Source organism: Undibacterium parvum (assembly GCF_003955735.1).
GTDB lineage: Bacteria > Pseudomonadota > Gammaproteobacteria > Burkholderiales > Burkholderiaceae_D > Undibacterium > Undibacterium parvum.
This window is the reverse complement of sequence record NZ_CP034464.1, coordinates 2,800,859-2,826,737: the sequence shown is the minus strand read 5'-3', so window position 1 is coordinate 2,826,737 and position 25,879 is coordinate 2,800,859. Positions and strand designations below refer to the sequence as shown.

At 52.9% G+C, this 25,879-nt stretch carries 18 protein-coding genes; 14 read left to right on the top strand and 4 right to left on the bottom strand.

Annotated features, from left to right (window positions below):
* Window positions 1-519 precede the first annotated feature (519 nt).
* From minC to EJN92_RS12330, 11 genes are all read left to right on the top strand, one after another.
* Complete coding sequence (gene minC, locus EJN92_RS12380) at window positions 520-1,269, top strand: septum site-determining protein MinC (RefSeq protein WP_126128107.1); 750 nt, start codon at window positions 520-522, stop codon at window positions 1,267-1,269.
* 63 nt (window positions 1,270-1,332) lie between these two features.
* Window positions 1,333-2,148 (top strand): septum site-determining protein MinD, encoded by an 816-nt coding sequence (gene minD, locus EJN92_RS12375; protein ID WP_126128106.1) that lies wholly within the window; start codon window positions 1,333-1,335, stop codon window positions 2,146-2,148.
* A 1-nt stretch (window position 2,149) separates the two neighbouring features.
* The gene (gene minE, locus EJN92_RS12370; protein ID WP_126128105.1) at window positions 2,150-2,413 is read left to right on the top strand and encodes a cell division topological specificity factor MinE; all 264 of its coding nucleotides are present in this window, start codon (window positions 2,150-2,152) and stop codon (window positions 2,411-2,413) included.
* Window positions 2,414-2,617: 204 nt separating this feature from the next.
* Window positions 2,618-3,310 carry a response regulator transcription factor gene (locus EJN92_RS12365; protein WP_126128104.1) on the top strand — a complete coding sequence of 231 codons (693 nt, stop codon included), beginning with the start codon at window positions 2,618-2,620 and terminating at the stop codon, window positions 3,308-3,310.
* A gap of 75 nt (window positions 3,311-3,385) precedes the next feature.
* Window positions 3,386-5,086, top strand: coding sequence for a FecR domain-containing protein (locus tag EJN92_RS12360; protein ID WP_126128103.1), 1,701 nt, complete (start codon window positions 3,386-3,388; stop codon window positions 5,084-5,086).
* Between the two features lie 12 nt (window positions 5,087-5,098).
* Window positions 5,099-7,552 carry a CHASE2 domain-containing protein gene (locus EJN92_RS12355; RefSeq protein ID WP_126128102.1) on the top strand — a complete coding sequence of 818 codons (2,454 nt, stop codon included), beginning with the start codon at window positions 5,099-5,101 and terminating at the stop codon, window positions 7,550-7,552.
* Window positions 7,553-7,643: 91 nt separating this feature from the next.
* Entirely contained in the window at window positions 7,644-8,930 is a 1,287-nt protein-coding gene (gene hemA, locus EJN92_RS12350) for a glutamyl-tRNA reductase (protein WP_126128101.1), read from the top strand.
* A gap of 169 nt (window positions 8,931-9,099) precedes the next feature.
* Window positions 9,100-10,185: a peptide chain release factor 1 gene (prfA, locus tag EJN92_RS12345; protein ID WP_126128100.1), complete on the top strand. Its 1,086-nt coding sequence runs from the start codon at window positions 9,100-9,102 to the stop codon at window positions 10,183-10,185.
* Window positions 10,186-10,481: 296 nt separating this feature from the next.
* Window positions 10,482-10,985: a disulfide bond formation protein B gene (locus EJN92_RS12340; protein ID WP_126128099.1), complete on the top strand. Its 504-nt coding sequence runs from the start codon at window positions 10,482-10,484 to the stop codon at window positions 10,983-10,985.
* A complete protein-coding gene (prmC, locus tag EJN92_RS12335; protein ID WP_126128098.1) occupies window positions 10,985-11,848 on the top strand; it encodes a peptide chain release factor N(5)-glutamine methyltransferase in 864 nt (287 codons plus the stop codon). Before EJN92_RS12340 ends, prmC begins: the two co-directional genes overlap by 1 nt.
* A 52-nt stretch (window positions 11,849-11,900) precedes the next feature.
* Window positions 11,901-12,290: a GNAT family N-acetyltransferase gene (locus EJN92_RS12330; RefSeq protein WP_227869527.1), complete on the top strand. Its 390-nt coding sequence runs from the start codon at window positions 11,901-11,903 to the stop codon at window positions 12,288-12,290.
* Between the two features lie 753 nt (window positions 12,291-13,043).
* Here EJN92_RS12330 and EJN92_RS12325 read toward each other — a convergent pair.
* A protein-coding gene (locus EJN92_RS12325; protein ID WP_407701518.1) for an IS3 family transposase occupies window positions 13,044-14,581 on the bottom strand; the annotation gives its coding sequence in 2 pieces (ribosomal slippage) (window positions 13,044-14,107 and window positions 14,107-14,581; 1,539 coding nt in all).
* Window positions 14,582-15,443: 862 nt separating this feature from the next.
* On the opposite strand from EJN92_RS12325, the gene EJN92_RS12315 reads away from it, so the two are divergent.
* The 3 genes from EJN92_RS12315 (at window position 15,444) to EJN92_RS12305 (ending at window position 19,050) form a co-directional block, all read left to right on the top strand.
* The gene (locus tag EJN92_RS12315; RefSeq protein WP_126129907.1) at window positions 15,444-17,804 is read left to right on the top strand and encodes a Tex family protein; all 2,361 of its coding nucleotides are present in this window, start codon (window positions 15,444-15,446) and stop codon (window positions 17,802-17,804) included.
* 336 nt (window positions 17,805-18,140) lie between these two features.
* Window positions 18,141-18,452: a Grx4 family monothiol glutaredoxin gene (gene grxD, locus EJN92_RS12310; protein WP_126128095.1), complete on the top strand. Its 312-nt coding sequence runs from the start codon at window positions 18,141-18,143 to the stop codon at window positions 18,450-18,452.
* 7 nt (window positions 18,453-18,459) lie between these two features.
* Window positions 18,460-19,050 carry a UbiX family flavin prenyltransferase gene (locus EJN92_RS12305; protein WP_126128094.1) on the top strand — a complete coding sequence of 197 codons (591 nt, stop codon included), beginning with the start codon at window positions 18,460-18,462 and terminating at the stop codon, window positions 19,048-19,050.
* A gap of 162 nt (window positions 19,051-19,212) precedes the next feature.
* On the opposite strand, the gene EJN92_RS12300 is transcribed toward EJN92_RS12305, so the two are convergent.
* The 3 genes from EJN92_RS12300 to EJN92_RS12290 form a co-directional block, all read right to left on the bottom strand.
* Window positions 19,213-19,524, bottom strand: a complete 312-nt coding sequence (locus EJN92_RS12300; RefSeq protein WP_126128093.1) for a hypothetical protein — start codon at window positions 19,522-19,524, stop codon at window positions 19,213-19,215.
* Between the two features lie 141 nt (window positions 19,525-19,665).
* The gene (locus tag EJN92_RS12295; RefSeq protein WP_126128092.1) at window positions 19,666-20,931 is read right to left on the bottom strand and encodes an IS4 family transposase; all 1,266 of its coding nucleotides are present in this window, start codon (window positions 20,929-20,931) and stop codon (window positions 19,666-19,668) included.
* Window positions 20,932-21,046: 115 nt separating this feature from the next.
* Window positions 21,047-25,807: a fibronectin type III domain-containing protein gene (locus EJN92_RS12290; protein WP_170174901.1), complete on the bottom strand. Its 4,761-nt coding sequence runs from the start codon at window positions 25,805-25,807 to the stop codon at window positions 21,047-21,049.
* Window positions 25,808-25,879: the final 72 nt, after the last annotated feature.

Here is a 25,879-nt window from a genome sequence, read left to right as displayed (position 1 = left end):
AAAATGCCTGCACGTTTATTCATGCAGGCATTTTTTTCGTCTAAATTTTTCTTGTGCGTCGGCATCAATACTCGGACGAATATACGCAAACTCGATCAGGGCTTCACTTTTGTTTGATGCATGTCATGCCTGCGTCATATTGATTGTGTATTATCTTTTCATCTACTGTACATGCAACTGATATGCATGACGGTAGCCAGGTGTGTTTTGTGCGATTTAGATCGCTCAGGCTCGCCGTCCAAATTCTCTTTACGTTTCGCCCGTGCTTGCCAGCTCAATCACGGGCGAACTCGTTTTTGTCGATCCTGCCTATTTTTTGCTTGAGAGCAAGGGAAAACAGCCTATAAATGCGACATTATTTCCACACGGATATTGTTCATTTGTATGATCGACCACGTCCTGCTTCTTTCTTTTGCATTCTTGCTCATCAATTGGTACGATTGCCCTTTTAGCGCCATCTGCTCCGTTTTTTGGAATTAGATTTGTATTAACTTTGTTTCATTTTACTTTTCGCCTTTTATGCAAAACAGTCAGACGCGCAAACCCATAGAAATCAAGATAGCGACCGTTGTAGCAGTGGCAATTATTCTGAACAAGGCGACGATCCCAGAACTAGAACTGGCATTAAAAGACATCACGGCTGGCACCCCAGATTTTTTTGAGGATGAATTTGCCATCCTCGATATTGAAGCCATCGCTGAAGAAAAATTTGACTGGCCCAAAGTCTGCGCACTCTTCAAATCTTTTGGTTTGAATGTGGTCGCAATACGCAATGCGCGCCCGGAAGACCATGCGTATATACGTGGTTACGGTTTAATCATCGATGCAGTGAGCAAATTGCGCAACGAAGAAGCGCCGCTTGTCGCGGCGATAGAAGAACCCAAACCTAGTGCTCCCACGCCAGCACCTCAATTACAGATAAGCAATGTTCCAGCAATGGTGGTCGATACGCCGGTACGCGCCGGTACGCGCATTTATGCGCGCGGTGCCGATCTGATTATTACCGCTGCGGTAAATAATGGCGCTGAAGTGATTGCCGATGGCAGTATCCATATTTATGCACCTTTACGTGGGCGTGCCTTAGCAGGTGCAAGTGGCAACACCAATGCGCGTATTTATGCACTGACGATGGAGCCAGAATTGGTCTCGATAGCCGGAATTTACCGCACCTTCGAGAACGGCTTCCCTGAACTTCCGGCGCAACATCCGGTACAAATCAAGCTGATTGGTGACAGTATTGAAGTATCATCCATGAAATCAGCAGCTTAAGTTTTTATTAAGATCTAAATAATCCCAATTTTGGTATTTCCAGCACAGCTAAAGGAGTTCTTTGTGGCAAGAATTATCGTTGTAACGTCCGGTAAAGGCGGGGTGGGGAAAACCACTTCTAGCGCGAGTTTTTCTTCTGGTCTGGCGATGCGTGGCCATAAGACCGCCGTGCTGGACTTTGACGTCGGTCTGCGCAATCTCGATTTGATCATGGGTTGCGAGCGCCGTGTGGTGTATGACCTGGTCAATGTCATTAGTGGTGAAGCGACTCTGAATCAGGCACTGATCAAAGACAAGCATTGTGATAATCTGTTTATTCTGCCAGCCTCACAAACGCGTGACAAAGACGCGCTGACCGAAGAAGGCGTGGAGCGCGTGCTCAATGATCTGATCAAAATGGATTTTGAATACATCGTTTGCGATTCCCCAGCGGGTATCGAACGCGGTGCGGTGATGGCCTTAACCTTCGCCGATGAAGCGATTGTTGTGACCAATCCTGAGGTATCTTCAGTGCGCGACTCGGATCGCATACTGGGCATCATTCAAGCCAAGTCTAAACGTGCGCAAGCCGGTGGCGAACCAGTTAAAGAGCATCTGCTGATTACCCGCTACTCACCAAAACGCGTAGAGGCTGGCGAGATGCTGTCCTACACTGACGTTCAAGAAATTTTACGGATACCCTTGATCGGGGTCATCCCCGAATCGGAAGCGGTACTGCATGCATCCAACCATGGCAATCCAGCTATTCACATGAAGGGCACCGACGTCTCTGATGCTTATGAGGACGTGGTATCACGTTTCCTAGGCGAAGAAATTCCTCTGCGCTTTGTCGCCTACGAAAAGCCGGGATTGCTACAACGAATTTTCGGAGGTAAGTAAGATGGCATTGCTCTCTTTTTTGTTTGCACCTAAACCAAAAAGTGCGAATGCGGCAAAAGAACGTCTGCAAATTATCATCGCACGCGAACGTACCGGGCGCGATGGTTACGATTTTTTACCCGCTTTGCGCGAAGAATTAATTGCTGTGATTGCGAGATATACCAAAGTCAATCCCGATGACATCAAGGTTTCTCTCGATAAGCAGGGCAATCTGGAAGTACTGGATGTCAATGTGATTTTGCCAGACGTAGAACTGCGTAGCTAAAATGACTAGGCAGCACCGGATTAGTAGTTCTGCCTCGTCACCAGGCTACCGCAATAAGACTATCCAGCGCACAGGCAAAACCTGCGTGTGCGCTGTATTCACTGCTGATACCTCGCTTATCTTGCGACCAACAGAGCACCGTTAAATTTCGCTAAACCCCTGGCAAATTCATTTTCTTAATCAGCACCTACCCGAGTCCCCCTTATGCGTATCGCCATTCTTGATGATGACAATAGTATTTTAGAATTGGCTTGTACAATTTTGACTTCAGCAGGCCATGTCTGCCACCCTTTCACCAGCGGTAAAGAAATGCTGCATCAGTTGCGGCGTGAGAGTTTTGATCTGCTGATACTCGACTGGCAAGTGCCCGACCTAAGCGGCACCGAAGTCTTGCATTGGGTCAGAGAGAAATTGTCGCCAACCTTGCCGGTGCTGTTTATGACTAGCCGTTCGGGAGAAGACGATATCATCGCCGGTCTGGCAGCAGGTGCAGATGACTACATGATCAAGCCGATACGCCGGGGTGAACTGGTGGCGCGCGTGCATGCCTTGCTGCGTCGGGCTTATCCGGCGCAAAACGCGGCCGAAATCGTACAATTCGGGATCTATCAATTTGAGACTCGCGCCAGTCGCGTCAGTGTCAATGAAGAGCCGGTAGAGATGACGCAAAAAGAATTCGATCTGGCTTTGCTCTTATTTAATAATCTCGGCCGTCCTTTATCACGCGCCTATATTCTTGAGGCGGTCTGGTCGCGGGATATCGATATCCCCTCACGCACTATGGATACCCATATTTCAAGGGTGCGTAGCAAACTCAATCTGCGTCCGGAAAACGGCTATCGTCTGGCTCCCGTGTACAGCTATGGATATCGCTTAGAACAAGTCGTAGCAGAATAGATTTTCCGGTCTGAAAATCGTAGGAATAAGCCAGCTACGCTGGCTGTTAGCGCAGTATATTTTTAGGAAATTTGCATGAGCCACGCCTTACCATCTCGATTGTCATTGCGTTTTTTTTCGGCATCCATCGCATTGTTTCTAAGTGTAACTGTCAGTGCCAGCACACCAGCCGCTAAAATCAGCGGTGAACCGGGCAGCATCAGCAATACTCCCCCGGACATGACCTATTTCGCTCTGGAAGGCGACACCCTAAGCAGCATCGCCCTACGCTACACCGACAAAACCAGTAATGCCACGCTGCTTGGTAAGCGCAATAAAATTTCCAATGACAGAACCATCCCTATCGGTTCAGCGATCGTGATCCCACTCGAGCTGCTCCCCGAAGAAGCAAGCCAGGCTAAAGTGGTGGCACTGGCCGGACAAGTCACGACAAAGAATAAGAATGGCATAGAAACGGCGCTGAGCTTGGGCGATATGCTCTACGAATATAGCGTAATCACTACCGCTAAGAATGGCTTCTTGAGTTTGGCATTGCCAGATGAATCACGTATCTCGATACCCTCAAATAGCCAGGTGTTATTGGCCAAATTGAGAATGCTTAAATACACCAAGAGTCCGCGCACCGAAGTACGCTTGCAACAAGGCCGCGTGGAGTCTAGAGTTTCCACGCTGGTGAGCAACAAAGGCCGTTTTGAAGTCACCTCACCGTTGGCGATTGCCGGCGTACGTGGCACCCATTTCAGAGTTGGCATCAACGACAATGGCATCGCCAGTGAAGTTCTGTCCGGCGCTGTTGCAGTCGGCAAAATAACAAAACCAAACGCCCTATTGCTGGCAAGCGGCCAGGGTAATATTATCAACCAGGCGGGACTAGGCAAAGCGGCGAGCTTGTTTGCAGCGCCGACTCTTGAAAATGGCTACCAGTTACAAGAAAAACCTACGGTACAACTAGCCGTCAGCAAAATGGAACAGGCGCGTGGCTATAGAGTGCAAATCGCGACTGATGCGCAAGCACAAAACATCATTGCCGAGGGACGTATCGTCGATACCGCATACAAGGTGGATGGACTGATTGATGGCAATTATTTTAGTCGGGTAACTGCCTTCGATGCGGCCGGACTAGAAGGTTTACCCGCTGTTTTCCCTTTCACCCTCAAGGCGCGCCCAGAACCTCCGTTCACCGTCGCACCGAAAGCAAAACTGCGCGCCGAATCTGTGAATTTTGCCTGGACCGAAGCCACGGATGCCTTAGGCTATCGTCTGCAACTGGCCAGTGATGCGGAGTTTAAACAGATTCTGATCGATCAAAGCGAGATCAAGGCAACCCAATATACGGCCAGTAAATTACCCCATGCTAAATATTTTTGGCGCATCGCAACTTTGGCGCAAAAAAATGGCAAGCTAGACCAAGGCCCCTACAGCGACACCCAGACATTTAGCTTCATGCCAGCGCAAGCCATGAATCCTGTCACCGATACCGGCGCCAATGCGCTGTCCTTAAATTGGCCTTCTGAGCCCGGCCAAAGTTTTCTGCTCGAAATCGCTAGTGACGCCAGCTTCAGCGCCCTGTATTTATCGCAGCAGCTTAGCCAACCTGAAATCAGCATTCCACGCCCTCCATCCGGTCTGTATTTTATCCGCGTCAAGGCGACCGATGCCGATGGCTATGTCGGTGCATATTCGGCGACGCAAAAAGTCGAAATTTTTACGCGCTGGGTCAGTGGTAACGGTGAGCCCATCGATATCGGTGGTACTGTGGCGCGACCTAATTTCTAGTCGCTCACAGGCATGAGCAACACAGCGAAGACAGAAACTACAGACAATAGCAACGCCGCATCGAGGCGACTAGCCTTACGCGAGTGGGCCTTCATCAGTGTCGCCTTGCTGCTCTTGATTGCTGGTTTGCAGTGGAGCAAAACCTTAGGGACGCTAGATCAGAGTTTGTACGATAGATTCATGCGCCTCAACCCGCATCCGGCGCGTGACGACATCATCATCGTTGCGATTGATGACTACAGTCTGGCCGAACTGGGAAAATGGCCATGGCCACGCCTGCGCCATGCCGAACTAATCAAGCAACTCAATGCCGCCAATCCGGCCGCCATCGGTCTGGATATATTATTCTCCGAATCCGAAAACCTATCCCCGGATGGACTGCAAAATGGCGATGTCAGTCTAGCCGCCGCGATTGCCGCCAGCAATAAAGTGGTATTGCCGCTGGTCTCGGCCAGCGCAGGTCTAGGTCTGAGTGCCGCCCAACCGCTACCGATCTTGAGCAAGGCGGCACGACAATTGGCACACATCCATCTTGAGCTGGATAAAGACGGCGTGGCACGCAGTGTCTTTTTGCAAGAAGGCATGCACGGTGTATGGTGGCCACATTTTGCACTGGCGATGCGCGACATCGCACGACCCGCGGCGGCGGGCAGTCAAGCAGCTACACTGCCAGGTCTGCGCCTACCAGAGGCCGAGCGCGCCAGCCCGCAGAATGAAGCCTGGCAGCGCGATTACCAGATGCACATCCCCTATTACGGCAGTAGCGGCCACTTTACTTCGGTGCCTTATGTCACGGTGTTAAGGGGCGAAGTTCCTGCTGATTTTTTCCGGGATAAATACGTCTTGATAGGCACTAGTGCGGTTGGCATGGCCGATTCTTTCGGCACCCCGGTGTCGGCCAACGAGGGTGCCATCTCAGGCATAGAAATCAATGCCAATATCCTTGCCAGTTTGCTCGATGAACGCGCCATTAGTCTGGCCACATTCTGGCCTAGCTTGCTGTATGCACTCTTACCATTAACACTGGCCTTACTCGGCTATTTATTCGCCTCACCGCGCTGGGCCTTGAGCCTGACAGCAGGTCTATTTTTGCTACTTTTACTCAGCAGTTTTAGCGCACTACGTCTGGGTTACTGGTTGCCACCCTCCAGCGCCTTGTGCGGCTTGTTACTGGCTTATCCCTTGTGGAGCTGGCGCCGCCTTGAGGCCGCGATACGTTATCTGGGCGAAGAATTTATCTTGCTTGATCAAGAGCCGCATTTACTGCCGGAATTGAAAACCGAGCCCGCTGGCAATATCGATGCAGGTGAGGTGTCGATCAGCGCACCGCTACAAGATAGTTTGGAACAGCGCATACAGGCGATGCGCAATGCGGCACGCCGGGTCCGTGACTTGCGCCAGTTTGTCAGTGACAGCCTGAACAGTTTGCCCGATGCCACCATCGTCACTACCGTAGACGGCAATATCCTGCTCGCCAATCCAGCCGCCATGTTGTATTTTGCCAGCATAGGTCAGCCCAAGATACAAGACGCCATGCTGCCGTTTTTGTTTGCCAAAATGAGCCCGCCAGCCGCCCTGGAAGAGAGCCCGAACGCAGTCTTTAGCTGGTGGGATTTAATCGATCTAAAACAACAAAGCACGATAAATAAGGGGATAGAGATAGTCGATCCCAAAGAGCGCGATCTCTTGATTAAGAGCGCGCCCTGCTATACCGGCCAGCGTGAATTGAGTGGCTGGATCATCAGCCTGATCGACATCTCTGCGATCCGTGCGGCAGAACGTAGCCGCGATGAGACTCTGCACTTTATCTCGCACGATATGCGGGCGCCGCAGGCCTCTATCCTGGCGCTGCTAGAATTGCAACACGATCCGCAAACCGCCTTGCCACAGGCAGATTTTTTAAACCGCATAGAAAAAGCCTCGCGTATCACGCTGGCTCTGGCAGATAATTTTGTGCAATTGGCGCGTGCCGAAGCGCAAGATTACCGCTTGGAAGACATGGATTTTCAAGATGTATTGATGGATGCCAGCGACGAGATGTGGAGCCTGGCAAAAGAGAAAAATATCCGCATCACGACCCAGATTCCAGAAGCCAACTATCCGGTCCGGGTCGATCGCAGCCTGATGACGCGGGTGCTGACCAATTTACTCTCGAATGCGATCAAATATAGTCCTAGCGACACCAGCATTACTTGCACACTCAGTTACGAGTCCGGCATGAGCGATGCGCATGTCTTGTGCACCATCGTCGATCAGGGTTACGGGATTGCGCGCGCCGATCAGAGTCGCCTGTTTCAGCGTTTTCAGCGCTTTAAACACAAAGAACAGCCCAAAAATGACGGCGTTGGCTTAGGCATGGTGTTTATCAAAAAGGTCATGGATAGGCATCATGGCAAGATAGATTTCCAGAGCGTGCCGGGTGAAGGCAGCACTTTCGTCTTAAAAATACCTGCTTTTAGTGTTTGATCAGGCTTGATCTGCCGCAAGTCTTACTTTTTGCCAGAAACCAGCGTCTAGCTAGGCTGTATAATGCAGGCTGATATTCATTTTTTAGTCTATGCAACTACTTGCCGTTGGCCTCAATCACACGACTGCACCGCTGTCTTTACGCGAAAAAGTCGCCTTCTCTCCTGATCAGATAGGTCAGGCGGTGGTGGCTGCGCGCTCCTGGTTTGGCCGCGATGACAGCAGCAGCAACCATCATTTTGGGCCGGAAGCGGCGATTTTATCAACCTGCAACCGCACCGAATTGTATGCAGTCAGCGGGGTAGAGAACTCCATTGATGCGACTGCGCATTTTTTGGCGGATTTCCACAAGCTGCCTTACTCCGAACTTCGTCACCATCTTTACACGCTGCCGCAAGACAATGCGGTGAGGCACGCTTTCCGCGTCGCCTCAGGTCTTGATTCTATGGTCTTGGGCGAGCCGCAGATCCTCGGCCAAATGAAAGACGCCGTACGTCAGGCCGATGCGGCCGGCGGTTTGGGCACTTATCTGCACCAGTTATTCCAACGCACCTTCGCGGTCGCCAAGGAAGTACGCAGCACCACCGAGATCGGTGCGCACAGTGTCTCTATGGCAGCAGCGGCAGTGCGCTTGTCGCAACGTATTTTCGATAAAATCTCAGAGCAGCACGTGCTGTTTATCGGCGCCGGCGAAATGATAGAGCTGTGCGCGACCCATTTTGCGGCACAAAACCCGAAAAGCCTGACGATTGCGAATCGCACTTTAGAGCGCGGTGAAGCGCTGGCGCACCGCTTCGATGGCAAGGCTATCCGTCTGGCAGAATTGCCGCAATGCCTGCACCAATTTGACATCATCGTCTCTTGCACCGCCTCATCCCTGCCCATCATCGGCCTTGGCCTGGTCGAACGCGCTGTCAAAGCGCGCCGCCATCGCCCGATTTTCATGGTTGATTTAGCGGTGCCGCGCGATATAGAACCAGAAGTGGCGCAACTCGGTGACGTCTACTTGTACACGGTGGACGATCTCGGTAGCGTGGTGCAAACCGGTATGGAAAACCGTCAGGCTGCGGTAGCGCAAGCCGAAGCGATTATCGAAACCCGCGTGCAGTCTTTCATGCACTGGGTGGATGGCCGCGTGATGGTGCCGGTGATCCAGGATTTGCATGAAAACAGCGAAGCCATGCGCATGCTAGAACTGGAACGGGCGCGCAAGATGCTGGCACGCGGTGACGATATCGATGCGGTACTCGAGGCACTTTCCAAAGGCATCACCGCCAAATTTTTGCACGGCCCGCAGCAAGCGCTGCGCCAAGCCAGTGGCGATGAACGCGCCCGCCTGGCAACTTTATTACCGCAACTGTTCCGCACCAGGCGTTAGCTAGCCTGAACTTGCCGCCACATCTGGCGCCCTATTGCCGCAGGCCGCCGTTGACTTATCTGAGCAGCCAGTCTGCCATCACTCAATACCGCAACAATCTCAGTAGCAGCCATACGCAAAACGATTTGCCCATGGCTACTGCCGACAATTACAAGTACAAGGTCATCACATGAAACCATCAATGTTATCCAAACTCGATCAATTGGCCGAGCGCCTGGTCGAAGTCAGCCAATTGCTGATGCAAGAAGACGTCACCAAGGATATGGACAATTATCGCAAGCTGACGCGCGAAAATGCCGAACTCGAACCGCTGGTGGCGTTGTATCAAAACTACCAGCAAGCCCAGGCCGATATCGCCTCGGCGCAAGAGATGCTGGCCGATCCCGAGATGAAAGAATTCGCGCAAGAAGAGATCAACGATGCCAAACAGCGCATGGAAGACTTGCAAGTCGATCTGCAAAAAATGCTATTGCCGAAAGACCCGAACGACGAACGCAATATCTTGCTAGAGATACGTGCCGGTACCGGTGGCGACGAGGCCGCCTTGTTTGCCGGCGACTTGCTACGCATGTATACCCGCTTTGCCGAACGTAACCGCTGGCAGATAGAAATGATGTCGGAGTCGCCGTCTGAGTTGGGCGGCTACAAAGAGGCGATCGTGCGTATCGCCGGCCCCGGCGCTTACTCCAAACTCAAATTTGAATCGGGTGGCCATCGCGTACAACGCGTGCCGACTACCGAGACCCAGGGCCGCATCCATACCTCGGCCTGCACGGTGGCAGTGATGCCGGAAGCCGATGAACTGGCCGACGTCATCATCAATAACTCGGATTTGCGCATCGATACCTTCCGCGCCTCCGGTGCCGGTGGTCAGCATATTAACAAAACCGATTCGGCAGTACGCCTGACCCACATCCCGACTGGCATCGTGGTCGAATGTCAGGATGGACGCAGCCAGCATCAAAATAAGGCACAAGCGATGCGCGTGCTGGCCACCCGCATCATGGATGGCCAGATGCGCGAGAAGCAGGCCAAGGAAGCGGCTACCCGTAAGAGCCTGATCGGCTCGGGCGACCGTAGCGAGCGTATCCGCACCTACAATTTCCCGCAGGGCCGCATGACCGATCACCGCATCAACCTGACTTTATACAAGCTCGATTTCATCATGGATGGTGAACTTTCCGATCTAACTAACGCGCTGGTGGCCGAACATCAGGCCGAATTGCTGGCCGCCCTGGCGGACGACAATAATTAAGTCATTTAGGGGAGTATGCGAATAAGTAACGCCATTGCCCACATACTACGTGGGCAATGGCGTTTTTATATTTGATACTCAGGAGCAGTATGTGCAAATTTTTGAGCTCTATTTGGCGGCGATTTGACCGCCATTTACTGCCGCATAGCAAAAAAGCATGCGGAACCAAAAACATTTTGCAGTATCATAGAGAAACTAGCTGCTGACTAGGCTAGTATCGTTTGGCCGCCTTGAAACGCGTTTCGATTCGAATCTAGTCCCGCATTGCAGCGCCCTCTCTTTTTTTATTGAACAACATGAATCGTACAAAAATAGCCCTGATCACCACCGCCCTGATCTGCCTGGCACTGCTGCTAGTTGCGCTGTATTTGCAGCTGGTAGAAAAAATGCTGCCTTGCCCGCTGTGCGTGATGCAAAGATATGCCTTCATAGGCATAGGTTTAAGTTGCCTGATCGCGCTGATTTTACCGAGAGCCGTCAGGCGCATTGGCTTTGCCCTAGGTTTTGGCTCTGCCTTATTTGGTATCGGTACCGCGGCCTACCATCTCTGGGTCTTGGCGTATCCCGAAGTGAAATGCGGCATCGATCCCTTAGAAACTGGTTTAAACAAAATCATCCTGGCCGAAGTGCTACCGGTCTTACTCAGGGCCGATGGCCTGTGCGACACCCCTTATCCACCCATCTTCGGCCTCTCGATGGCGGCCTGGGCCATGGTCTGGTTTCTGATCTTCGCGCTGGTACTCGGAGTGCTCTTGTTCAGCAAAAAGAAAGCGCGCGAACTGTTTGGCAAAGGGTATTGATGCCGAACCTGCCGACTCCGCTAAGTTGGCTGCAGGCAGGCACAACAATCGCGCAATGCCAATCTGTCTCCCCCTTAGAATTATTAGAAACCCGCATGCTAATGATGCATGCGCTAGGTCTGAGCCGGGTCCAATTGATTACCCGCTCCGAAACACCTTTAAGCAGTGAACAGGCGCAGCAGCTCAATACCCTGATCGCGCGCCGCGTGCAGGGCGAACCTATGGCCTACATCCTCGGTCAACGCGAATTTTTTGGCCTGGATTTTTATGTCACGCCCGATGTCTTGATCCCGCGCCCCGATACTGAGCTACTGGTAGAACTGGCCTTGCAGTATGCACCCAAGGCCAGCCGCCTGCTCGATCTGGGCACAGGCTCGGGCGCAATTGCCATCAGCGTAGCGCAGCAAAGACCCGATTTAGAAGTCACCGCACTCGACATTAGCCCGGCCGCACTGGCGATCGCCGCCAAAAATGCGGCGCGCCACCTACCACCGCACACCCTGCAATTATTGCAGAGCGACTGGTATAGCGCGCTCAAGCTCACGATGAGCCCCACAAGCCGTTTTGCCACCATCGTCAGCAATCCGCCCTACATCGTGAAAGACGACCAGCACTTAAGCCAAGGCGACCTGCGCTTTGAACCTATCGATGCGCTGACCGATCATGCAGATGGCCTAAGCGCGTATCGCCGCATCATAGACGACGCACCCAGCTATCTGGACGACGACGGCTGGCTACTGATGGAGCATGGCTACCACCAGGCCGAACAAGTACAGGCGCTCTTGAGCGCGGCAGGCTTTAGCCAAGTACAAAGCTGGCCCGATCTGGCGGGCATCTTGCGCGTGAGCGGCGGCAAAAAATAAACAGGAGAGCTGCATGCACATCAGTACCGAGCTGGCGCTCATGGACATCCCCATGATCCACCACTTCTTATCCACAGCAAGCAGCTGGGCAATCGGCATCCCCTTGGCAACGGTAGAGCGCTCGCTGCAGCACTCGCTGTGCTTCGGCGGCTTTGACCAGAACGGCAAGCAAATTGCCTTCGCCCGCGTAGTGAGCGACCGCGCCACCTTTGCCTATCTGATGGATGTGTTCGTCCTACCAGAACAACGCGGCCAGGGCCACAGCAAAGCCCTGGTGCAAGCGATACTAGCTCACCCCGAACTACAAGGCCTGCGCCGCTTCATGCTAGCCAGCGCCAACGCCCGCGAGCTCTACCAACGCTACGGCTTCACCGCCCCCGCTAAACCAGAAGCGCTGATGGAAATCAACCGACCTGGGATGTATCTGCTTAAAGCCACTTAGCATTTCACGGATTCGAATACCGCCCTGCCACTGCGCATATTCCATGCGGCTCGCAGGCCTATGTGCTTGAAGAAGCGCATGGAATATGCGTTATGGAGGCATGCTGTTTTGGGTTCGCTTTTGCCTGGTGTTTTTGGTTTGCTGTGGCATGGTCGTGTTTGTACTTCTGTCGTTACTATGCGATTGCAGGCCGGTGGTAGACCGGCGGCTACTCCCTTTTCTTGCTTCGCCAAGAAACGGAAGCAAAAGAAGGCGACGCAAAGTCGCTGCCCTGCGGGTTCCCGCCTGTGCAGGTCAAAAAATGGGAAACGAAGCAAACTCGCCTGCGGCTCAGACAGCTTCATTTCTAATCCATTTTCTGCCCAGCACAAGCGGCAGCGCCACATGCGGAAAGCGAAGGTCAACCCATCCGTAGTGCGACTTCCATCCCACTGCACAGGCAACATCAAAGCACTTCGAGCTAAGGCAATCTGCTGCTTTTGACTTGGTTTTTGACCTGGGTTTTGAATCTGCTTTTGACTCTGCTTTTGATTTGGCTTTTGACTAGAATTCGCATGTGGCGCTGCCAATTGTGCGAGGCGGAAAATGGATCAGAAGTGAAGCTGTCTGAGCGCAGCGAGTTTGCTTCATTTCCCATTTTACGACTTGCACAATTGGGTATCCCGCAGGGACCGCGACTTTGCGGCGCCTTCTTTTGCTTACGTTTCTTGGGGACGGTGTGTGTCAAGCTAGTTGTCGCTTTAATGTTTAAAATTAAGCTGCTTTCATATAATCTTTCTCTTGCATCTGAGCTCGTTCAGGATTCAAGTAGACAGTACTGCCTAATGTCCAATCTCTCGTTTCTCCAGACCAGCGTCGAGGATTTTTTTTACGGGCTAGTTGATAGACCTGTGCACGCTGCTGAAGTAACACACTTGCTTGCCCACGATGGCGCTGATCTGGAGTGACGTATTTCAAGCCGCTATGGCAATGTTCTTCGTTATACCATTTGACGAATTCATGTACCCAGAGACGCGCTTCTTCCAAGGTGTCGAATGGCCGTTCTGGCCACTGCGGGCAATACTTCGCAGTACGAAATAATGCTTCGGCGTAGGCGTTATCGTTGCTGACACGTGGTCGGCTAAAAGACGGAACCACACCAAGATCGTACATGGCGGAGAGCATGTTCGCCCCTTTCATAGCCGTGCCATTGTCGGAATGCAGCACCAGTGGTTTGCCGGCTATTTGTTCACGCAAACAACCGCGCCACAACAAGTGACTGGCATGTTCTGACGATTCGTTTTCATGCACTTCATTGACCACCAGCTTACGGCTGTAGATGTCTTTCATCATGTACCAATAAAAGAATCTGCCCTTGACCGTGCTTGGTAGCCAGGTGATATCCCAGCACCACACTTGGTTAGGTCCATCTGCTTGATGCGTTGTCAATGGCCGTTTCTGCGGGCTCTTACTTCGCCCCCTTCGCTGTCCTTGATTAGCTGCTTTCATGACGCGGTAAAATGTCGATTCCGATGCCAGATAAATTCCTTTGTCGGCCAACTTGGGAACAATCTGATGCGGCGTCATGCTGGCGTATTCGGCGCAGTTAGCTGCTGCCAACAATGCCTCACGTTCTGCTTGATTGAGCTTATTTGCAGGACACTGATGCATGGTATCAGGCCGCCGATCTTGTGGTGAATGCCGCCACCGCTGTAGGGTGCGCACACTCAACCCCAGCATGTCGCAAGCAAGGTCTTGGCGCGCGCCAGCGGCAACCGCTTCATTAATCAATGTCAGGGCTTCAAGGCGATCTGGGGCTTTGATCATTCGTCCTTTTCCCTCCCCCAGATCGCCTCGGCTTTTTTTCTTAAAACAAGCAGCGCCGCCGACTCTGCCAACTCAGCATCTTTCTTTTTTAAGGCGCGTTCCAGTTCGCCAATGCGTTTTGTCTGTGAGGCATCTGGTTTAGTCTGCACCAATTGTCCATTGGCCTGCTCGCAGGCTAAACGCCATTGCGTCACTTGTTCTGGATAGACGCCTTTGGTTCTGCAATACGCCGATAGCTCTACTTCACTTAGTGCTGCAGCCTCTAGCACGATGCGAAATTTGTCCGTGCTGGACCAGCGATCACTTTGTTTACCATCTCCAGGCACAATTCTTCCTTCCTCACGCGCCACGTTCTGCCAAACACGTAGCGTCACTGTAGTAATTCCCGTGGCCTTTGCTAATTCCACCACTGCTCGGTTTAACGGGGGCATCATTTGTTGAACAGCCCATTCCCTTTGTTCTGCTGTATATCGAATACGTTTCATCTTACCCTGACTTCCGCCCTCCATCTTTTTATCATATTAAGTGAGGCGACATCTATCCTGACATGGAGGGGGGAAGCAAGAAAAGTAAGTAGCCGCCGGTCTACCACCGGCCTGCAATCTCAAAGCACCAATAGGAGATCGTCTAGCGTCACCGACGCATAACAAAAATGTACCTATGCACAGCTATGCAATAAATGCGCTAATCCCAATATCACTTCCCTATTTCTGGATCCTTGGTTCCATCCTTTCCGGTATGCGGATTAGTATTGCCCTTGGATGACCAATTATCTGCCTTAGATCTATTTGGATTGGTTGCATGAGAAGGCGCAACGTATGTTCCGTCTTTCTTGACGTATCCATTCACACTATGACTTCCGTTACTACTTGGTGAGCTACTTACGTGGCTTACGCTAGAGTGCCCGCCGCCACCTTTTGCAAAGGCAACTCCAGATATAAGGGTGAGGAGAGCTATACCGATAAAGATTTTTTTCACGAAAAAAGTCCTATGAAATTGGTTGAATCAAGGTTTTGAATTCTGGAACTCAAATATGTTTTACTCCTTCCCAAAATACCAGATAATTTCCAAATTAACAAAACATTAAAACCGTATCCAGCCCCCCTATCCAGCCAATCTCACAGAATTTACATTTCCACACGATAAATATACTCCCCAGGTGTATCACTCATCACCAGCATATTACGCAGGTAACCATTGCGCAAACACAGTATCACTACCGATACTCCCTATAATGAGCAATAATAAGAAGCCCATCCCCTAGTCTGCGTATCTGTCAAGACTGGCGCAATCGCACAGATTGCGTATCATCTGCCACTTGTTTTTAATTTCTCTTTGAATATTTTTATGCTGCCTTCGATAGAACAACGTCTTGCCCTAGAACTTGCCGCCAAACCGGTGCAGGTTGCCGCCGCTATTGCCTTGCTCGACGAGGGCGCGACGGTACCGTTTATCTCGCGCTATCGTAAAGAAGCCACCGGCGGTCTGGACGATATCCAGCTGCGTTTACTCGAAGAGCGGCTGCGCTATCTACGCGAACTGGAAGCACGGCGCGCCGCTATCATCAGCTCTATCGAAGAGCAAAACAAGATGACGCCGGTCTTACTCGATGCCATCACGCATGCCGAAGACAAGACTCGTCTTGAAGACTTGTACCTGCCCTACAAACAAAAACGCCGCACCAAGGCGCAGATCGCACTGGAAGCCGGCCTGTTGCCGCTGGCCGATGGCTTGCTGGCCGACCCGACTTTAGAGCCGGAAGTACAAGCTGCGCTATATCTGAAACCGGCCTTCAGCAGCGACAGCGGCGAGAATCCCGGCGTGCCCGACACCAAGGCGGCGCTGGATGGTGCGCGCCAGATTTTGATGGAACGCTTTGCCGAAGATGCCAGCTTGCTGCAAGCGCTGCGCGAATATTTGCTCGATCACGGCATCGTTGAATCTATCGTGGTGCCGGGCAAGGAAGAAGCGGGCGCCAAGTTCAGCGATTATTTCGCTTACTCAGAAACCCTGGGCACGATTCCTTCACACCGCGCTTTGGCGATCTTTAGGGGGCGGCGCGAAGAGATGTTGACGGTCAATTTGCGCCTCGATACCGAAGAAGAAAAACCGAAATGGGATGCCCCACTGAATCCTTGCGAGAGCCGGATTGCGGCGCGCTTTGGCGTCAAAAATACTGGCCGCGCGGCCGATAAATGGCTGGCCGACACGGTGCGCTGGAGCTGGCGCGTCAAGGTTTTCATGCATCTCGATACCGAGCTGATGAGCAATCTGCGCGAGAAGGCGGAAGTGGAAGCGATCAATGTCTTTGCACTCAATCTCAAAGCGCTGCTGCTGGCAGCGCCGGCCGGCCCGCGCGCCACCATGGGTCTCGATCCTGGCCTGCGCACCGGCTGTAAGGTGGCGATCGTCGATGCCACCGGCAAGGTGGTCGATTACACTACCATTTACCCGCACCAGCCTCGCAATGATTGGGATGGCTCGCTGCACGTGTTGGCAGCGCTAGCCGCCAAGCATAATGTGGCCTTGATTTCTATCGGCAACGGTACCGCCTCGCGTGAGACCGATAAGTTGGCGCAAGATCTGATCAAGATGCGTCCTGAACTCAAGCTCACCAAGATCGTGGTGTCGGAAGCCGGTGCCTCGGTGTATTCGGCGTCTGAATTTGCCTCTAAAGAATTGCCTGATCTCGATGTCACGATACGCGGTGCGGTCTCAATCGCCCGTCGCCTGCAAGACCCGCTGGCTGAGCTCGTGAAGATCGATCCTAAATCTATCGGCGTAGGCCAGTACCAGCACGATGTCGGCCAATCACAATTGGCGCGCTCGCTCGATGCCGTGGTCGAGGATTGCGTGAATGCTGTCGGGGTTGACGTGAATACTGCCTCTGCGCCTTTGCTGGCGCGGGTTTCCGGATTATCGTCCAGCGTAGCGCAAAGCATCGTTAACTATCGTGATGCCAAAGGTATGTTTACTTCGCGTGCCGAACTGCGCTCGGTCCCGCGTCTGGGTGACAAGACTTTTGAGCAGGCGGCAGGCTTCTTGCGCGTCATGAAAGGTAGCAATCCACTGGACGCCTCGGCGGTCCATCCTGAATCGTATCCGCTGGTAGAAAAAATTCTGGCCGACATCAAAAAAGATGTGGCCAGTATCATCGGTGACGAGCGCCTGTTGAAATCGCTCAGTCCGGCCAAATACGCTGACGACAAATTCGGGGTACCGACCATCAGCGATATTCTCAAAGAACTGGAAAAACCAGGCCGCGATCCGCGCCCTGAATTTACTACGGCCACCTTTAAAGACGGCGTCGAAGAAATCCGTGATCTGCGTCCCGACATGATTTTGGAAGGCGTGGTCACCAACGTCGCCGCTTTCGGTGCTTTTGTCGATATCGGCGTGCATCAGGATGGCCTGGTACATATCTCGGCTTTATCGAACACCTTCGTCAAAGATCCGCACACGGTGGTTAAAGCCGGCCAGGTCGTGAAAGTAAAAGTGCTGGAAGTGGACGAGAAGCGCAAGCGCATCGCCCTCACCATGCGCCTCACCGATAGTGCGCCGCAGCCAGGCAGCCAGCCTGAGCAGCGCGCCAATCGCGACGATGCCAAGCGCCTCAATCAACACAACGCGCAGCAAAATCGGCAAAGTTCGGCTCCGGCACCTAGCAATAATGCGATGGCCTCCGCCTTCGCCAAGCTGCGCTCCTGATGCAGGGCTAGCTTATTCAAATTGAGAATAAGCTGGCCTGAGCAAGAAAAAAACATACTCCCCCTATTTTTAAAATAAATAGGCGTATTGCGCAAAGGATACATGCGCGATTGAAAAATACATGGGGGAGTATGTAATTATTTTAGGCAAGAAAAGAGACTGGGGCGGGCATGAGCGTTTTCCCCGATTGCAAGGACTTGCGCAAAATTGCTCCAGCTAGGCGCACCGCCGCAGACAGTACGCTAGTACGGCAAGGCGAGTGCAACAACGCTGGAGCGGTTTTGTGCAAGTCCTATTTCCTTTATAATGACGCCATACAACCACCAAGGAACTACCATGAGCGACGTACAAAGCTGGATCAAAGAAACTGTTACCACTAACCCTGTAGTGCTGTTCATGAAAGGCACTGCGCAATTCCCACAGTGCGGTTTTTCTGGCCGCGCCATACAAATCATCAAAAGCTGTGGCGTAGAAAATCTGGTCACTATCAATGTGCTAGAAGATGCTGCAGTACGTCAGGGCATCAAGGATTTCTCCAACTGGCCAACCATTCCTCAGTTATATGTCAAAGGCGAATTCATAGGCGGCTCTGACATCATGAATGAAATGTTTGAAAGCGGCGAAATGCAAGCTTTGCTGAAAGCCTAAGTTCAGCATGAGCGAAGCACACGCACCCCGTAAGCTAATCGTCGCCATCACCGGCGCGACTGGCGTCATCTACGGAGTGCGTCTGCTGCAAGCACTGCGTGAATTGCCTGAAGTACAGAGTCACCTGCTGATTTCAGAGGCGGGCGTACTCAATCTGCACCAAGAACTAGACTTCAATCGCAAGGATGTCGAAGCCTTAGCCGATGTGGTCCACAATGTACGCGATGTCGGTGCCAGTATCGCCAGCGGCTCATTTCAATCGGACGGCATGATCATTGCGCCGTGCTCAATGAAAACCCTGGCAGCAGTGGCCAACGGCCTATCCGACAATCTGATCACGCGCGCCGCCGATGTGGTCTTGAAAGAGCGTCGCCGCCTGGTGCTAATGGTGAGGGAAACCCCGTTCAACCTGGCGCATCTGCGCAATATGACATCCGTCACAGAAATGGGCGGGATCATTTTCCCGCCGCTGCCCGGCTTCTATCACAAGCCACAATCCATCCAGGAAATGGTCGACCATACGGTAGGCCGGGTCTTAGATCTGTTCGCCCTGCCACATCATCTGACGCCGCGCTGGAATGGCTTGAAGGATGCCTGAGTTTTTACCGTCGCCTTTAATGCAAGCTCATACTCCCGTAAGGTAGATCGACGAAACTAAACCAGAGACTTTATCGGCACCAGGAAATACGAAAACTTAGAGACAGCCTTGAGCGCGATAGTTTTCCACGTGTGCAGATGTTGCTTCTGTGTTGATTTGCATTTAAAACTGAGCCACCTGACGCACCGTATCCCAGCCCGCCGCACGCAGGCTGTCCCAGCCATGAGCCCGGCTCAGCTCACCGACATACATGCCTGAACTCTTTTTAGGATAGACCATCCACAGAATCGCATCGCCTTCTGCCTGCGGCAGGATGGCGCTCAGTGTCTGCTCCAGACAATGCCGGGTCGCTGCAAATACGATGAAAAACTGCGCGGGCTGCAGCGCTTCCAATTGCAATATGCAGGGATGGGTGGCAGGTAAGTCCAGCAGCGCCAGCTGTTTCCAGTTGAGTTTATTCAGCAGAGTATGCATGCCTGCCCTTCTTTGCGAACGATGTCAGCGCTACAGTGCCATAGCACGAAAAAAAACACCAGCTCGTGAGCTTAATGCCGTTCAGTTAAGGTCTCTTTTCAGAAGCCGAACGAGGTAACGTTGAGGGACTGCTTTCACGGTTCACTCATAATAGCGGTCGGGCCGTTCTTCGTTGAGCAGGGAGACTAAGCGTTCGCGCAAGCGCTTTAATAAGTCTGGCAATTTTCCGTACGCGCGCGTCACTGCGGCCCATTGCAGCTCGTATTGGATCAGATGGAAGGCGCGCACGAAGCTGATTTCTGTCGGCTCGCATTTGACGGCTAAAGCCGCTTTTGCCATTTCCAGCCGGACTAAGTTGTACGCGGTCAGCGTGCCCCAAATTTCCTGATAGACGCCATCGATGGTTTTGCTGCGTAGCGTGAGTGCCTTGCCCAGCATGCTTTGCTTCATTTCCCGGTAACTCGTTTCAATTTGCCAGCGCCGCCCGTAACAGGCGACGATATCGGCCGCGCTATAGCGCTGGCGATCCGTGAGCGATGTCAGCAGTATCTGTTTGCGCGCACTGGAGTCGAGCACGGTAATGGCGCGCGCCTGCCAGAATTCAGGCAGCTCAGGAGATTGTCGACGCGCCAGCGGTGAGGTGCGCATTTGCACCAGGAGATCGCCCGCGCTGCCCTCCAGCACTTCCCACTTGGTATTGATTTTGGCGGGAATGACGAAGTGACGGTAGTTACCGTTTGTGGTCAGTCCACATAAAATTTGCGCCGAAAAAAAGCCCTTATCGAAGGCCGTCAGCGAGTCATAGGGAATCGAAGCAAGCAGTTCTTTGGCATAGCGTATTTCACTCTGATTGTAAGGGCCAAAGGCGGCGCTGTGGATCAAGTGCGTCGCGACATCGGTGAGTGTGACCCCGCGCACCTGCGGATAGCTCGCCACGACGCGCACGTAGGCCTGAGCGCCCAAATGGGCGCGCTGTTCGGGCGTGTCGGCGGTTCTTAAGGTGGTACCATCCATGGCGAACAAACGCAAGCCCTTGAATTGATAATGTTTGCTATCTTGTTCGCACCAGGCGTGGCCGGATAACTCAAACAGTGCCTGCAAGGGCGCTGCGCCAAGCCGCTGACGGGCTTGCGCGATGGCACTTTTGCTGACGAAGGAAACCTCGGCATCTGGTAGAGCCAAATCCAAATTATCGAGCACTTCACCGATCGATTGGTGACGGTACAGTGCCAGAGCCACCACCAACCAGACCACCTGCTCGGCAGGGAGTCGACGCTGCCGGATGCAGGCTTTGCCGGTATAACTGAGCGCCTTTTGTATCCACTCGTAAGGCAAGTGCTGACCCAGACGTTCCCAGTTGGGCGCCGCCTGATTTTCAGCCAAAAATTGTATCGCGTCATTATGCATGGCCGCAGGTTAACAGCCTTGGCTTACGTTTACAACCACTAAAAACAAAAATGCCGTTCAGGCTTAACTGAACGGCATTAAGCCCGTGAGCTGGTGTTTTTTTTGCTTTGCTGCCTCAGAACCCGAGTCGAAAATCCACCCGGAAGCTGTTGGCACGATAGGTGTGGGCACCCATAGAACCCAGCCAGCTGAAGTTGGTCGTTATGCCACGGCGCGATATCACATTCAGTCCCAGACCAACAGACTGTATGTCTTCCGGCAAACCGACTACCAGTACATTGTAGTTGGTACTACCTGCCCCCAGATCCGTGTAATACATAGACTGGTTCATTTCACCGCTGGTACGGTGACGCCATTGCAGTTTCAGCGATGGTGTTACCTGGCCAAAGTCTAAGTAGAAATCTTTGGCGAAGTTCAGACCACCGGTAAATGCCGTCGTCACACTGCTGGTGTTATTCAGTGTCAGTGCCAGCACGCTGCCGCGTTCTGTGTTCGTATCCAGTTTGGTATGCAATACATCGAAGCGTCCGAATGGCTGGATATGCAGATCTTTATCGACCTTCAGATCACGGGTCAGCGTCAGCGACATGAAACTGACCTGTCCGGTACGCTCACCAGCCAACAGCTGACTATTCACGTCATCCCAGCGGTGATTATCGTAATTGAGCTTACCGATACCACCCATGCCATCAATAAACCACTCCTTCTCCGGTTTATAAGTTCCGTACAACACACCCGACCATTGCTTGGATTTACTTTCACTGCCAAAGTTATCCATGGTGGCCTTATCGCGTGCATAGCCGACGGACAGACCAACGATCAGTTTCGGACTCCACATCATATCCATACCGATAGTCAGACCCGAGCTGGAGAACTTGGTACGGCTGCCATCTGGGGCATCGATACCGCCAAAGTCGATATTCCCCGCAGTCCACATGCCGACTGGTTTACCTGCGATCTGGAACCACTCGTCATTCTTAGGCGCTTCTTCCTCACTGTCCATCAGTTTATGCGCGGCTTCATCTTTGGCAAACGGTGCCTTGGCCTGACGTACATCGTCCGGATTGAGTCGATACAGATCGTTGCCGAAGCTGCCTTTATTCGCAGTCAGGTTTTCAGAGATTTTGTTGGCCGCCATGCGGAACATATCCAGATCCGGTGCACTAAAGCTGATACCAAAACGATTCTTGATCGAAAAGTCATGGTGCAGAACCTGAACGTGGCTGTAAATATTCGTCATCTGTGCCTGAGTGAAGCGCTGACTGATATTTGCTGCCGCGACCGCCGTTTTTTTCACCACTGAGTCAACCGTTGGGTCAGGACGCTTACCCACCGTCACCGTAATGCCTACACTATTACCTGGCGCAGTAACCGCATCACCCGAATACACCGCATTAATGGTATGAACACCAATGGCCAGGTTTTTCGCGACCAGCAAGGCTGAACCATTCGTCAGTGTGATCGTTGCCAGGGTCACCGTTCCATCCATAAAACTGATGGTACCGGTAGCAGCAGCCGGTGTAACCGCTGCCGTCAGTGTGACTGGCACCCCATCCAATACCTGAGACTGCGTAGTACCTATCGTTACGCTGGCTGCGGTCAGATTCTGAATCTGTATCGTGATGCTGGCCGAGACCGCACTGAAATTCGCATCAGCGTCTTTGGTCGCAGTCACCACACAATTGCCTGCTGTGCTGCCAGCCGACAGGACATTGCCAGACAAACTGCAGGCACCGGAGCTGACGGCGAAACTGATTGCGCCGCTGCCCGAACCACCGGATGCAGTCAACGTGGCTTTACCTGTGACTTTGATAATCGCCAGTTTGTCTGCTGTCAGCGTGAGTGCAGCTTGCACATTTTTACCAACCGTCAGACTGTAAGACTGGGTAGTCTGGGCGTTGATGCCGGTAACAGCAGCTTGGGTCGCAGTGATCACGACGCCGCCTGCGGCAACTGGTGTTACTTTACCGCTTGCATCTACGGTCGCTACAGCTGCATTGCTGCTGCTGTAGCTGATCGCACCGTAGCTGCCACCGCTCAGGCTTGAGCTCACGGCATTGTTCAGGTTATTACCTAAATTGATTTGCAAAGGACCGGCCTGAGTGAAATTCAGCAATGGTACAGGCGTAGAACCCACCGTGAAAGAACGGCTGACCTGAGTTGCAGCTGGGAAGCTTGCATTACCAACTTGATCTGCATTGATCGTACATGTACCCGCTGCGATCAGATTTACGCTGGAGCCTGTCACTGTACAAACCGGTAAAGTCACAGAACTAAAGCTGACCGGCAAACCGGAACTGGCCGTTGCCGTCACATTCACCACGCCACCCACGACGCCAGTTACCGGTGCGGTGAAGCTGATCGTCTGGCTAGCTTTAGGTGTGATCGCGCCGGATGCAGCCGATGCACTGCTACTACCTGCGCTGTTGGTCGCTTTTACGGTGAAGGTATACGCTGTACCGTTAGTCAGACCCGTCACATTGATCGGACTCGCTGCACCGCTGAAGGTCGCGCCACCCGGACTCACGGTGACGGTATAGCCGGTGATGGCTGCGCCACCGATAAATGCCGGAGCGGTGAATGTGACCGTTGCTGATGTATTTCCTGCCGTTGCACTGGCAGCTGTTGGTACGCCCGGTACCACGGCGGCAATCGCAAACGTCTGCTGTACCTGGGTTGCAGCAACGTAGGCGGCATCACCAGCCTGATTGGCATTGATGGTACAAGTGCCAGCCGTGACCAGCGTCAGTGTTGTGCCACTGACGGTACACACACCGGTAGTAGCGCTGGTAAAAGTAACCGGTAAAGTCGAGCTGGCGCTAGCACTCAGCGTCGGTGTCGTACCAAAGTTCTGGCTGCCAGGATTGATAAAAATAATGGTCTGTCCGACTTGCGGTGTCACTGCGGCCGATGCACTTGATGCCGTGCCGGTACCGGCGCTGTTAGTCGCTTTAACGGTGAAGGTATACGCTGTACCGTTAGTCAGCCCCGTCACATTGATCGGACTCGCTCCACCGCTAAAGGTCGCGCCCCCCGGACTCACGGTGACGGTATAGCCGGTGATGGCTGCGCCACCGATAAATGCCGGAGCGGTGAATGTGACCGTTGCTGATGTATTTCCTGCCGTTGCACTGGCAGCTGTTGGTACGCCTGGTACCACGGCGGCAATCGCAAACGTCTGCTGTACCTGGGTTGCAGCACCGTAGGCGGCATCACCAGCCTGATTCGCATTAATGGTACAAGTGCCAGCCGTGACCAGCGTCAGTGTAGTACCACTTACGGTACACACACCGGTCGTAGCGCTGGTAAAAGTAACCGGCAAAGTCGAGCTGGCGCTGGCACTCAGCGTCGGCGTGGTACCAAAGTTCTGGCTGCCTGGATTATTGAAGCTAATAGTCTGTGCGGCTTTCGGTGTGACTGCCGTCGAAGCGGTCGACGCCGTGCCTGTGCCCGCGCTGTTGGTTGCCTTTACTGTAAACGTATACGCAGTACCGTTGGTCAGACCCGTCACACTGATCGGGCTGCTGGCACCAACAAAGGTCGCTCCAGTCTCCACCACGGTCACGGTGTAACCGGTAATCGCTGAACCACCATTCGACGCCGGTACTGTAAAGCTCACACTGGCGGTAGTATCACCCGCTGTCGCCGTTGGCGCAGCCGGTGCACCCGGTACGATGGCGTTGACAGTAAAGCTTTGCTGTACCTGCGTTGCTGCATAAATAGTGCTATTACCTCCCTGATTCGCATTGATCGTACAGTTACCTGCTGTCACGAAAGTCAGGGTGCTGCCGCTGACAGTACACACGCCGGTCGTGGCGCTGGTAAAAGTCACAGGCAAAGTCGAGCTGGCGCTGGCACTCAGCGTTGGTGTCGTACCAAAGTTCTGGCTGCCTGGATTATTGAAGGTAATGGTCTGTGCTGTCTTTGGTGTCACTGCCGTTGATGCAGCTGACGCCGTCCCGGTACCTGCGCTATTGGTCGCTTTGACGGTAAAGGTATAGGCCGTACCATTGGTCAGACCCGTCACACTGATCGGGCTGCTGGCACCAACAAAGGTCGCGCCAGTCTCCACCACGGTCACGGTGTAACCGGTGATGGTCGCACCACCATTCGATGCCGGTGCCGTAAAGCTGACGCTGGCGGTGGTACTCGCCGCGGTCGCGCTCACGCCGCTTGGCGCACCCGGTACCGTTCTTGGTGTCACCGCTGACGATGCAACCGACGCACTGCCCGTTCCAGCCGAATTGGTCGCGGTCACAGTAAATGTGTAGGCCGTGCCGTTGGTCAGGCCGGTCACATTGATCGGGCTGGATGCCCCTGTCGCTGTTATACCGCCAGGGCTGGAGGTTACCGTATAGCCGGTGATGATTGCACCGCCATTCGAGCCTGGCGCCGTGAAGCTGACTGAGGCTGATGTATTACCCGGTGTTGCGCTCACACTGGTTGGTGCGCCTGGAGCAGTCGCACCGCCAGTCACATGTATGGTCAAAGTAACCTGACCAAACTCAGCCGACAGTTGATCCTGATAATAAATGACCACTGTATCGTTACCGGTATACCCGATGCTTGGAGGCGTATATTTAAAACCATTGTAGTTGATGGTCATTGCGTTATTCGGAAGAAAGTTCCCTCCGGCATTCGTACCAATTGCACCGGTATTCCCGTTTGAATCGGTGAATACGCCGCCGCCCGATCCCATCCCGTGCACGCCGGGATCGCAATTCGTTAAATCTTGATTCGTATAATTGTATGTATAACTGGATGCACCGGTATTGGTGATGTTGATGGTACAAGAAGTTGGTGGAGCTGCTGCATAAGCTAAGCTTGAACCAGCCATGCTGAACAGCATCAGCAATGTGAGCCAGACTGCTTTCATGCGTGTCCTGGTATCTGTCAAGGATTTCCATCCTGAATATCTGGACAGGGAATGCAAGAAAACTTGCGTGAA

What these genes read in the sequence shown, in the direction of transcription:
- minC (WP_126128107.1), top strand. Translation starts at nt 520, where the DNA reads ATGCAAAACAGTCAGACGCGCAAACCCATAGAAATCAAGATAGCGACC.
- minE (WP_126128105.1), top strand. Translation starts at nt 2,150, where the DNA reads ATGGCATTGCTCTCTTTTTTGTTTGCACCTAAACCAAAAAGTGCGAAT.
- EJN92_RS12365 (WP_126128104.1), top strand. Translation starts at nt 2,618, where the DNA reads ATGCGTATCGCCATTCTTGATGATGACAATAGTATTTTAGAATTGGCT.
- EJN92_RS12360 (WP_126128103.1), top strand. Translation starts at nt 3,386, where the DNA reads ATGAGCCACGCCTTACCATCTCGATTGTCATTGCGTTTTTTTTCGGCA.
- EJN92_RS12355 (WP_126128102.1), top strand. Translation starts at nt 5,099, where the DNA reads ATGAGCAACACAGCGAAGACAGAAACTACAGACAATAGCAACGCCGCA.
- hemA (WP_126128101.1), top strand. Translation starts at nt 7,644, where the DNA reads ATGCAACTACTTGCCGTTGGCCTCAATCACACGACTGCACCGCTGTCT.
- prfA (WP_126128100.1), top strand. Translation starts at nt 9,100, where the DNA reads ATGAAACCATCAATGTTATCCAAACTCGATCAATTGGCCGAGCGCCTG.
- EJN92_RS12340 (WP_126128099.1), top strand. Translation starts at nt 10,482, where the DNA reads ATGAATCGTACAAAAATAGCCCTGATCACCACCGCCCTGATCTGCCTG.
- prmC (WP_126128098.1), top strand. Translation starts at nt 10,985, where the DNA reads ATGCCGAACCTGCCGACTCCGCTAAGTTGGCTGCAGGCAGGCACAACA.
- EJN92_RS12330 (WP_227869527.1), top strand. Translation starts at nt 11,901, where the DNA reads ATGATCCACCACTTCTTATCCACAGCAAGCAGCTGGGCAATCGGCATC.
- EJN92_RS12315 (WP_126129907.1), top strand. Translation starts at nt 15,444, where the DNA reads ATGCTGCCTTCGATAGAACAACGTCTTGCCCTAGAACTTGCCGCCAAA.
- grxD (WP_126128095.1), top strand. Translation starts at nt 18,141, where the DNA reads ATGAGCGACGTACAAAGCTGGATCAAAGAAACTGTTACCACTAACCCT.
- EJN92_RS12305 (WP_126128094.1), top strand. Translation starts at nt 18,460, where the DNA reads ATGAGCGAAGCACACGCACCCCGTAAGCTAATCGTCGCCATCACCGGC.
- EJN92_RS12300 (WP_126128093.1), bottom strand. Translation starts at nt 19,524, where the DNA reads ATGCATACTCTGCTGAATAAACTCAACTGGAAACAGCTGGCGCTGCTG.
- EJN92_RS12295 (WP_126128092.1), bottom strand. Translation starts at nt 20,931, where the DNA reads ATGCATAATGACGCGATACAATTTTTGGCTGAAAATCAGGCGGCGCCC.
- EJN92_RS12290 (WP_170174901.1), bottom strand. Translation starts at nt 25,807, where the DNA reads ATGAAAGCAGTCTGGCTCACATTGCTGATGCTGTTCAGCATGGCTGGT.